This is a genomic window from Paenibacillus oryziterrae (assembly GCF_042610485.1).
Taxonomy (GTDB): domain Bacteria; phylum Bacillota; class Bacilli; order Paenibacillales; family Paenibacillaceae; genus Paenibacillus_AQ.
Window position 1 is genome coordinate 18,504 of sequence record NZ_JBGJZO010000041.1, and the last position, 9,174, is coordinate 27,677.

Here is a 9,174-nt window from a genome sequence, read left to right on the forward strand (position 1 = left end):
GATAGTTGAAGAACAAACACCCATAATTACTTCAACAGATTCGGATTGCTACACTTGGGAGGGACATGTTTTAAGAATTTTATGATGGATATGAGTACAGAACTGAGGGGGATTATGTTAGTTCAATCTGCTATATTGAATGTACGTAAGACGGAGGCCACCGATTTACCATTTGTCCTAGAGGCAGAAACAGACCAGGAGAACACTCCTTTTATTGGACAGTGGTCATATGAACAGCATTTAGAATCTTTAATAGATGAAAATATGAATCATCTAATCATTGAGAACAAAAACGGAGATAAAATTGGATACGCGATAATCACTGGTTTATTGGATCTTAATAAAACGGTGTGTCTACAGCGTATAGCGATTCAGATGAAAGGCAAGGGATATGGTAAAGAAACATTGAAATTAATTGTCATGTGGGTGTTTGAACATACGGAGACTCATCGGTTGTGGTTAGATGTTAAAGATTTCAACAATCGGGCAAGGCACGTATATGAATCCGTTGGTTTTATTGTTGAAGGAACACTTAGGGAATGTATATTAAAAGAAAATCGATACGAGTCGCTATCCGTGATGTCCATTTTAAGACATGAATACAAGAAGAGGGTAAGATGAACAAGCAGTTCTCGAGCACCTTCGAAAAATAAAAAGCGCCGACCTTGCTCTTGCAAAGCAAAACCGACGCTAGATCTAACCAAGAAAGGGAGCGTCTTGAATGAAAATAGCCCATTTGATTATCGATATGCAATTTATTTATTTGCAGGAGGACCCTATCGAGAAGAAGATCATTGATAAGGCGTGCATGTACATTAACCATGTTGCCGATTTAGTGCGCGCTAAAGATCATATCGTTGTGCATATTCAAGACATTGAAGGTATTCAAGATTCCACTAAAGAAACGTATGAGATTATTCCTGAAATTCAAATCAAAGATACGGATATAAGATTGACGAAAGAGAGTTCGAACTCCTTCTGGAACACTGAGCTGGAACAGATTTTACGGAGCCATGGTGTAGAGTTAGTGATCATTTCAGGTTTTGCGGCAGAGCATTGTGTTCTTTTCACCTATAATGGGGCAGCTGAGAGGGGATTTAGACCGGTTATTTTACAAAATGGAATTTTGAGCACGAAGCCAGATATCATTACTTCAACCTACCGGGACCGCAACCTGATCTCTTATCCTGTCGTTGAATATTTGATCTAACCAAAGGAGCTATCTTATGGACTTGGAACAAAGAAAGCTGTGGAACGCCAATCATAAGAGATTAACGGATCAAATTCTTAAACCGGCTGAACATGTGAACACGTTAAAGCTATTCATGGATCAGCATGCAATGTTGTATTCCTCAAAATTGCAAGATTCGCAAGAATTGATCACTCTTGAGGATGTGCTGATGAAGGACATTAAGGAAGAGACACTTCGCCAATATCCCGTAAAAACGCAGGACACCAAAAATTCTATTGTCTGGCACTTGTGGCACATTACTAGAATTGAAGACATGACTATGAATGTACTGGCAAGCAATAATGAACAGATATTCTATTCCGGCGCTTGGGATAAACAGCTCAACATCGATTGTGTGCATTCCGGTAACGGGATGTCCGAGGCTGAAATTGCTGAATTGAGCACGAATATAGACGTGTCTGCATTACTGTCATATCGACTTCAGGTTGGGCGGAGGACGCGTGAGATCATAGGTTCTATGCCTCCCGAGCAATTCAAACAGAAAGTTGATCCGGTCCAAATCAAAGCTCTTGAGGATCAAGGCGCCGTGAAAAAAGAAGAGAAGTGGCTATTAGAATATTGGGGAAATAAGAGTATCGCCGGATTAGTATTGATGCCTGCAACCAGGCATAATTATGTCCACCTGAACAAATCACTCCGGATTAAGCATAAATATCAGAAGTGAATCCTTCCATTTCATCCGACAGGAGCGTAGATCTTGATGAAAGGCATGCTGGATATGTTGCGATGGTTTCTGATTAGTCTTCTTTTTTCCTACATAGTAAGCCATGATGAATCAAAGGCATTGTACCAGACCTTCGGAATTAATAACTCTTATGGATCATTACTATTAGATGTTATGGTCAACTTCATTTTGGTAATTATCATGGTTCATGTCGTCGCTAAATTCAAGATTTTTGATTATTATCGCCAATTCGTTATGAAACATTTCAATCGAAGAATCGGGAATCTTATGGGCGGGATTGTTTTTATCGCTGTACTTTTCTTGATGCTTCTTGTTCTGCAGTTGATCCTTAAACCGGAATATGCTGTGACTTTCGCCGGGTTTCATCTGTTGTTTGCCTCAATATTTCTAATTGACTGCTTCATGCTTCCTAAATCGACGGAACAGGTGTGATCAAAGCATTGAAGATCAAAATGCTCGTGCTTTTCATGTGCTTAGTGCTCTTAAGTGCTTGTTCCAATTCAATAAAAGATTCAAGAACGGTACCCGACAATATCATTGTTAACTTTGATAGCACTGATCTGAAGCGAATGGAGAAGCTCATATCTAGATATGATGAAGGAAAATTCGCGTACCTTATGGCCATTACTCCAACGATTGAGGGTTCTTATGTGATATATGATATTATTTCTACCGGAACCGAAGTGCGTATTTCGATCGATTATTCCAGAGATCCGTATTCGGACGGCAGTGTTAACAAGTATCAGTGTAATGGAATCTCAATGCGTAAGGAAACTGACTTGGATGGAACTCGGAGTGTGCTCATGATTAAAGATTGTACGGGAAAGGAGACCGTAAAAGAGGCGGGAATCTTAACATTTGAACAAGAATAAACAACAACACTTGATATTCAATTATTCCATGCTATTATATAGCCAATGAGGTGGTCCGCAGCGGACTGCCTCATTATTTTTTTAAGGGGATGATAATAATGAAACCAATTGTTGTTGTAGTAAGTGGGCACTCCGGTTCTGGCAAGAGTACTGTCGTGACGGAGCTGGCAAAGAGGCTAAATTGTGCCTATTTATTATTTGATAATTATGCGTCTAAGGCAGATTTTCCGAATGATATCACTCAATGGGTTCAAGAAGGTTGTGATCCAAATGTGATACAAACTCCGAAGCTTCGGGAAGACTTGTTGAGATTACTGAGCGGCAGTAGCGTAGAAAGATCAAGCGGAAGTGGATGGGCTAAAGAATACTACAGTACGGAGACGAACAACAAGCTAGAGCAAATAAAGCCAACGGATATTATTTTGATTGAAGAGCCATTTGGCAGAGAACGGGAAGAATTAGCTGAATTCATTGATCTTGTTATATATCTGGATGTTGCTACTGAAATCGCCCTTGCAAGGAGGGTGCTGGATTTAGTTAGAGCGGAACAACTTCGAAGTGATCCTGAGGGTTTAGTTACCTTGCTGGATCACTTTTTGTTCGATTATTTACATACGGGTGTGAGGGAAATGTTCCTGAGTATAGGAAGCAGGGTGATGAATAATTGTGATTTGCTAGTAGACAGCACGAAGGATGTAGAGGAGATCGTTGAAAACATTGCGAACAAGATTAAGGAATATAATGGTATAATCAGGAAGTGAGTTGAATCCTTTATTGAAAGGGTGGACACATAATGAGGGAGCTTCTACGTGGTATGAACTGGAAGGAAAAGAGTCTAGAGCTACAAGCTGTTTTAACCGGGCAGATCGTTCCAAACGTTTCGCCACTAGAGTCCGGACTTGAAGCCGATGTCTATAAAATCAGTACACCGGATTCAGACTTCGTATTAAAAATATGGAATCGGGATTCAAAGCCCGATATATCCAGTCAGTATAAGGTGCTTGAACGTTTGTTTATACAAGGTAACGCAGTTTCTAAGCCGCTAGGTTGGGGATTTGACGAGAAGGGGAACCAAGTGCTTCTAACCAGTTATGATGGCGCACCCATTCATAAAATCAATAAACTGAAGCTTACTGAAATCGCGAAGATACTAATGAGTATACATAAGCTAGGCCTTGATCACTTTGATCCAACACCCATCCCCCGTTATGATTTTATCGAATATTTTTTTCCTGGTACGGAGAATCAATCCGATATAAAGGAAATTGTAGTGCAGCTAATTGAAGATCTACATATTAAGCAGCAACGTCTAATCCATGGAGATTATAATCTGAGAAATGTCCTTGAGAATGGCGGAAAATATACAATTATCGATTGGACCAACGTCCAGCTTGGGGACCCAAGGTATGATATGGCGTGGTCGATTATTCTAATTTGGATTTATACAAGCGAAAGATATGCATACATCTACCGTTCGGTGTTTCTAGCGAATAATTGTTGTACCGAAGATGAATTGGAGAAGTTTGAGGCTATTGCCTGTCTACGGTGGATTCTGCTAAATAGAACAACAACGATTCCCATGGAGCGTAATACCATTTCGTTGGTAAGGACAATTGTAAGCAGGAATAAATACTTAAATAAAGAGTTAATCATGACGGGCAGGGGAGAACAATGAATAATGGAATACTTAGGTGGGCATGATCTGTGGTTGTTTTTGGGGAGTGAGGATTTGGAGCTGGATTGAAAGGAACTATATGGATTGAACTTTAGAGCTTAACAAAAAGGCCAAGTAACGAAGAGGAATTTTTGGAACTGGAGGAGCGGCAGCGTCCGCCTTTGTCTCCGGATTTCAACCGCGAAGAGCGGTATAAATAAAGAAATCGGGAGACAACAGCGGTCGGAAGTCCAAACATTCATCGTAGTTACGATCTCGCCTAAATTGCAAAATTTTAAGTTCAATGTTTATATCAAAAACATTTCCAGTAAGTAAGGAGATTCTTATCATGAACCGTATTATTGTTATAGGATCAGCCGGTGCAGGCAAATCAACCCTTTCTCAAAAGATGGGTACAATACTAAATCTTCCAGTCGTTCATTTAGATAAGTATTACTGGAAACCTAATTGGCAACCAACACCAAATGAGGAATGGGATCAAATAGTTATAGACCTTACAATGCAAGACCAGTGGATTATTGACGGGAATTACTCCAGAACGATGGATCTGCGTATGGCTAGGGCTGATCTGATTATATTTTTAGATATGCCCAGATGGCTCTGTATGTATCGGATCTTAAAACGCAGAGTCATGTATCATAAGAAATCCCGGCCAGATATGAACGAGGAATGCCCGGAGAGAATTGATTTTGAATTCATTCAATGGGTATGGAATTACAGAAAAAGAGGAAGAAAGAAGACACTTCTGAGACTTGAGCAATTGAAGGATCAGAAAGAGATTATGATCATAAATAATCGAAAGCAATTGAAAGAATTCATAAGTAGACTTGAGGTGGTGTGATAACCCATGAGAAATGAAACGGAAGTAATACATGAACTCTTACAGTTTGCCCAAGATGATCGGGTAAGGGCTGTTCTGATGAACGGATCGAGAGTGAATCCGAATGTGACCAAGGATTTATTTTGTGATTATGATGTGATTTTCGTTGTCAGAGATCCTAAATTTTATGTAGACCAGCAGGAATGGATTAGCAGTTTTGGACAGCTTGTAATGATGCAGCAGAACGTTCTAAGAACTGAAAGTGAAGATGAATACATATTTTTAATGCTGTTCAAGGATGGCGTGAGGATTGATCTTTCGTTCCGGAGAATGGAGACGATCAACCAGCATTTTCAGGATAGCCTGACTAAAGTGCTTTTGGATAAGGACAATGGACTAAAGAGTTTTGAGCCGCCGTCTGATAAGTCCTATGTGACTCGGAAACCGGCCAAGGATGATTTTGACCAGACCATTAATGATATCTTGTGGTGTTCCACCAATGCAGTCAAAGGCTTATGGAGAGACGAACTGCCCTATGTTACGTATATGATGGATATCGTGATCAAGCAGGGTGTGATGAAGCTGTTATCCTGGTACGTGGGCATGAATCATAACTGGAATGTGAATACAGGTACAGCCTTGAAATGGCTTAAGAAGTTTTTACCGGAGGAGCTGTGGGTGCAGTATTTGAAGACACACAGTGGTCCAGAATATCCGCAACGATGGGCAGCACTTTTTGAAACGATTGCACTTACGAGAACACTTGGAGAAGAGCTCGCACTCCATTTGAATTACCTGTATCCCGAGGATGATCATAATAACGTGGTGGCTTATTTAGAGCAAGTGCAGGCGCTGCCGAAAGATGCACAGGTTTTTTAATTCATTACTCTAAAATAGAGGTGGAAACATGATTCAAAATATAGTCCATATTGCGCTTGTTGTGAATGATTATGATGAAGCGATAGAGTTCTACACCAGACCGGTGCAACATTATTACTCGCAAAAGCCTCTAAACCTGAGCAAGAGCCGTTCATAGGCAACCAGTCAGGTGGCAGGGTATTTCTTTTTCTGAACACGGATGATTTCTGGAGAGATTATAATGAGATGCTTACAAGAGGAATAGAGTTTGTACGGGAGCCTAAGGAGCAATCGTATGGAATGGTAGCCGTATTTAGGGATCTATACGGGAACCTATGGGACTTGCTGGAGCTGAAGAAGGATCATCCGATTACAATGAGACTGGGGGAACTATAAATGATAGATATGGAGAAGATTTATCTCATTACCGACTTACCTGGATATACTCCGCAAGTCAGCCGTTTATTGTCTATGATGAATTATGCAAGATATACCACACTCGACGCCGCCAAAGATCTGACAAGAGCGCAATTGGACTTTTTGTTAGATTCAGAGAGCAACTCCATTGGTGCATTGTTATCGCATTTTGCCGCAGTAGAATACGCTTATCAGCTGGAGACTTTTGAAGATCGGGATTTAAATGAGGAAGAGCTGTCCATATGGGGGCCCTCATTAAGTTTAGGGGAAGCTGGGCGGGAACTGATCAAAGGCAATGAACTGGACTTCTATCTGGATCAATTGAATAGCGTAAGACTTAGAACCTTTGAATTATTCAGAGGGGTCAAGGATGACTGGCTTTCGCTTGAAGGACCTTTCTGGTATAACAAACCGGCCAACAATTATTTTAAGTGGTATCACGTGTTTGAAGATGAGATTAACCACCGGGGACAGATACGGATGATTAGGAAGCGGTTGAAGGTTTAGTGAAATTGATGAAGAGAAAGGGCAGGAATGAGACCAAATGAAAAACATCTTGCTATCCCTGCTGCTTGTCATCACAGGAATTTATCTGGTGAGCTGCAATTCAAATCCCGAAGTGGATCGCACGTCTGCGCTGCAAAGATACAATAACGAGGAGTTCCACATTTCACTGAACTACCCTTCGAACTGGAGTGAGAATAAGTCATATGATCCAGCACGATTAGAAGGTCAAGATGGTTTTTTTCAAATTTCTGCTTCCGAAGGAGACTCCATCGATCAGGTAGCAGAGCGTGAAATCAATCATGTGTTAAAACCTTACGGCAGTAAACCGCAGATTGAAAGCTTAAGTATCGAGGGGAATGAGGCCCAATTAATCCTACCTTCGGAAGATCAACCAAAAGACATGATCGGGCAAGCAGAACTAATCATTAAATATCCCCAAGCTGTTGGAATAGACAATGAAGATTATTCTTTTTTCATAGTTTCGGCAGATGTTGAACACATACGGGAGATCGCAAGCACAATACATTTATTGAGGTGAATTTAGAAATGAAAAGTATAAAGCCAGGGCGTGGCCCTTCAGCCATGGGAGCAATGGGAAGTGTTGTAATAGCAATATTCGGAATTTTTTGGACCATTACTGCAGTAAACATGGGTGCTCCGTCCATATTCATGTTATTTGGCATCCTCTTTGTGGGGGTAGCCATAGTTCAAGGGATTTATCATGTGAAGAACGCTGCCGGAAGAAATCGGATGTCTGTATTTGATATAACGGACAATAACGAAGAGCCAGATCCATTAAACAATTATTTTAATCCTGCCAAAAGAACTGAACTTGGGGTTCAAGATGAACAATATCATGAGGGCGAAGACATAAATTATTGCCCGTACTGCGGGAATAAAATACTGGATGAATCTTATCAATTTTGTTCGAAATGCGGAAAAGAAATTAAAAAATGATGGAGAGAGAACGACTTAACGTTGTGGCTCAATAGCAACTTATTTGAATAGTCTCGGGGGTACTCACTTGATTAAAAAGAGTCTTATGAACTTATGTTTTGCTTTCTTGTCTGCAACGGTCCTAGTTAGCTGTTCAGGTAAAGAGAACACAGTCCCTAAACAAGTTTCTGGAAATGACCTACATACTATTGCTCCTAACAATACAAGTGAATACATAATACAAGATAGCGACAAAGTACAGCTGACAAGCATTAAGGTTAGTAATTTGGATGGCCGGAGCTTGGAGATTGCGCGAAATGAAATCTACGCTAGACATGGATACATTTTTAAACGTAAGGATTTAAGTGACTTCTTTCACCAGAAGAGTTGGTATAAAGAGAACCCGGAGTATAAGGGAGAGCTCAATGCCATCGAGAAGAAAAATGTTGAACTCATCCAATCATATGAAGCCAAAAACGCGGCAAATCCTTTAGTTACTTCAAGACCTCTAGATCCAGGTTCCATACACAAGGATATGATTACGTTGTACGGTGAAGAATATGATGTTTATTTTTGGAATGATGGAGATTTTGATTACACCCGGTTCGAAATTATGCAAGATAACAATGTGATTTTTGATAGTAAAGAAGAGGGTTTGGATTTTGAGGGCGGAGATAAAATTTGGGATACGAACTTCTGGGTGAAAGGCATTGAGCAAAACGGTCGTCCTACCTTCTTATTCGAACTGGCAGACAATAGGCCCAACCCTGCGGTTATTGTGTTAGAAGAAATCGACAACGACATTCAAGTTACGGTCTCAGATAACATTCAGGCAGAGTTCGAGGATGTTGATCATGATGGAAAAGAAGAGTTACTCGGGTTCCCATCCTATGGACAGCTCCCATTAGCTCCTGCTTTAGTTACGGCTTATGAATGGAACGGTAGTCAATATGAGCCCAGTATCGAACTTACTACACAGTATTGGGAGGACCAGATACTCCAAAGTGAGAAAGAATATAAGGACAATCCAAGTGAATGAAGTGCACCCCTTAGAATAGACATTGGAGAAACCCCTGGGTAAATCCGATGTAATTCCAAGGGGTGCATTTTTTATGCCAGCAAAGAAAGGTCAGAAGTTTAAGCATTATCCTG

At 40.6% G+C, this 9,174-nt stretch carries 13 protein-coding genes and 1 pseudogene; all 14 read left to right on the plus strand.

What is annotated here, in order from left to right; genetic code table 11:
• Nucleotides 1-90: 90 nt before the first annotated feature.
• Nucleotides 91-621, plus strand: a complete 531-nt coding sequence (locus ACAN55_RS23540; RefSeq protein WP_379138838.1) for a GNAT family N-acetyltransferase — start codon at nucleotides 91-93, stop codon at nucleotides 619-621.
• A 100-nt stretch (nucleotides 622-721) separates the two neighbouring features.
• Complete coding sequence (locus ACAN55_RS23545; RefSeq protein WP_379138841.1) at nucleotides 722-1,210, plus strand: cysteine hydrolase family protein; 489 nt, start codon at nucleotides 722-724, stop codon at nucleotides 1,208-1,210.
• A 16-nt stretch (nucleotides 1,211-1,226) separates the two neighbouring features.
• Complete coding sequence (locus ACAN55_RS23550) at nucleotides 1,227-1,916, plus strand: DinB family protein (protein ID WP_379138843.1); 690 nt, start codon at nucleotides 1,227-1,229, stop codon at nucleotides 1,914-1,916.
• A gap of 33 nt (nucleotides 1,917-1,949) precedes the next feature.
• The gene (locus ACAN55_RS23555) at nucleotides 1,950-2,369 is read left to right on the plus strand and encodes a hypothetical protein (protein ID WP_379138849.1); all 420 of its coding nucleotides are present in this window, start codon (nucleotides 1,950-1,952) and stop codon (nucleotides 2,367-2,369) included.
• A 137-nt stretch (nucleotides 2,370-2,506) separates the two neighbouring features.
• A complete protein-coding gene (locus ACAN55_RS23560) occupies nucleotides 2,507-2,809 on the plus strand; it encodes a hypothetical protein (protein ID WP_379138852.1) in 303 nt (100 codons plus the stop codon).
• 98 nt (nucleotides 2,810-2,907) lie between these two features.
• Nucleotides 2,908-3,570 (plus strand): nucleoside/nucleotide kinase family protein, encoded by a 663-nt coding sequence (locus ACAN55_RS23565; RefSeq protein ID WP_379138854.1) that lies wholly within the window; start codon nucleotides 2,908-2,910, stop codon nucleotides 3,568-3,570.
• Nucleotides 3,571-3,623: 53 nt separating this feature from the next.
• Complete coding sequence (locus ACAN55_RS23570; RefSeq protein ID WP_379138857.1) at nucleotides 3,624-4,484, plus strand: aminoglycoside phosphotransferase family protein; 861 nt, start codon at nucleotides 3,624-3,626, stop codon at nucleotides 4,482-4,484.
• Nucleotides 4,485-4,812: 328 nt separating this feature from the next.
• Nucleotides 4,813-5,325 carry a DNA topology modulation protein gene (locus ACAN55_RS23575; RefSeq protein WP_379138860.1) on the plus strand — a complete coding sequence of 171 codons (513 nt, stop codon included), beginning with the start codon at nucleotides 4,813-4,815 and terminating at the stop codon, nucleotides 5,323-5,325.
• 6 nt (nucleotides 5,326-5,331) lie between these two features.
• Nucleotides 5,332-6,183 (plus strand): aminoglycoside 6-adenylyltransferase, encoded by an 852-nt coding sequence (locus tag ACAN55_RS23580; protein WP_379138863.1) that lies wholly within the window; start codon nucleotides 5,332-5,334, stop codon nucleotides 6,181-6,183.
• A 28-nt stretch (nucleotides 6,184-6,211) separates the two neighbouring features.
• Nucleotides 6,212-6,558 (plus strand): annotated as a pseudogene (locus ACAN55_RS23585) (VOC family protein).
• Nucleotides 6,559-7,086, plus strand: coding sequence for a DinB family protein (locus ACAN55_RS23590; RefSeq protein WP_379138866.1), 528 nt, complete (start codon nucleotides 6,559-6,561; stop codon nucleotides 7,084-7,086).
• Between the two features lie 37 nt (nucleotides 7,087-7,123).
• Entirely contained in the window at nucleotides 7,124-7,624 is a 501-nt protein-coding gene (locus ACAN55_RS23595) for a peptidase M56 (protein ID WP_379138869.1), read from the plus strand.
• 8 nt (nucleotides 7,625-7,632) lie between these two features.
• Nucleotides 7,633-8,043, plus strand: a complete 411-nt coding sequence (locus ACAN55_RS23600; protein WP_379138872.1) for a zinc ribbon domain-containing protein — start codon at nucleotides 7,633-7,635, stop codon at nucleotides 8,041-8,043.
• 67 nt (nucleotides 8,044-8,110) lie between these two features.
• The gene (locus ACAN55_RS23605; protein WP_379138875.1) at nucleotides 8,111-9,061 is read left to right on the plus strand and encodes a YARHG domain-containing protein; all 951 of its coding nucleotides are present in this window, start codon (nucleotides 8,111-8,113) and stop codon (nucleotides 9,059-9,061) included.
• Nucleotides 9,062-9,174 lie beyond the last annotated feature (113 nt).

Excerpts from the sequence above, each read along its gene's own strand:
- ACAN55_RS23590 (WP_379138866.1), top strand. The coding sequence starts at position 6,559 with ATGATAGATATGGAGAAGATTTATCTCATTACCGACTTACCTGGATAT.
- ACAN55_RS23600 (WP_379138872.1), top strand. The coding sequence starts at position 7,633 with ATGAAAAGTATAAAGCCAGGGCGTGGCCCTTCAGCCATGGGAGCAATG.
- ACAN55_RS23545 (WP_379138841.1), top strand. The coding sequence starts at position 722 with ATGAAAATAGCCCATTTGATTATCGATATGCAATTTATTTATTTGCAG.
- ACAN55_RS23595 (WP_379138869.1), top strand. The coding sequence starts at position 7,124 with ATGAAAAACATCTTGCTATCCCTGCTGCTTGTCATCACAGGAATTTAT.
- ACAN55_RS23580 (WP_379138863.1), top strand. The coding sequence starts at position 5,332 with ATGAGAAATGAAACGGAAGTAATACATGAACTCTTACAGTTTGCCCAA.
- ACAN55_RS23550 (WP_379138843.1), top strand. The coding sequence starts at position 1,227 with ATGGACTTGGAACAAAGAAAGCTGTGGAACGCCAATCATAAGAGATTA.
- ACAN55_RS23540 (WP_379138838.1), top strand. The coding sequence starts at position 91 with ATGAGTACAGAACTGAGGGGGATTATGTTAGTTCAATCTGCTATATTG.
- ACAN55_RS23565 (WP_379138854.1), top strand. The coding sequence starts at position 2,908 with ATGAAACCAATTGTTGTTGTAGTAAGTGGGCACTCCGGTTCTGGCAAG.
- ACAN55_RS23570 (WP_379138857.1), top strand. The coding sequence starts at position 3,624 with ATGAACTGGAAGGAAAAGAGTCTAGAGCTACAAGCTGTTTTAACCGGG.
- ACAN55_RS23560 (WP_379138852.1), top strand. The coding sequence starts at position 2,507 with ATGGAGAAGCTCATATCTAGATATGATGAAGGAAAATTCGCGTACCTT.
- ACAN55_RS23575 (WP_379138860.1), top strand. The coding sequence starts at position 4,813 with ATGAACCGTATTATTGTTATAGGATCAGCCGGTGCAGGCAAATCAACC.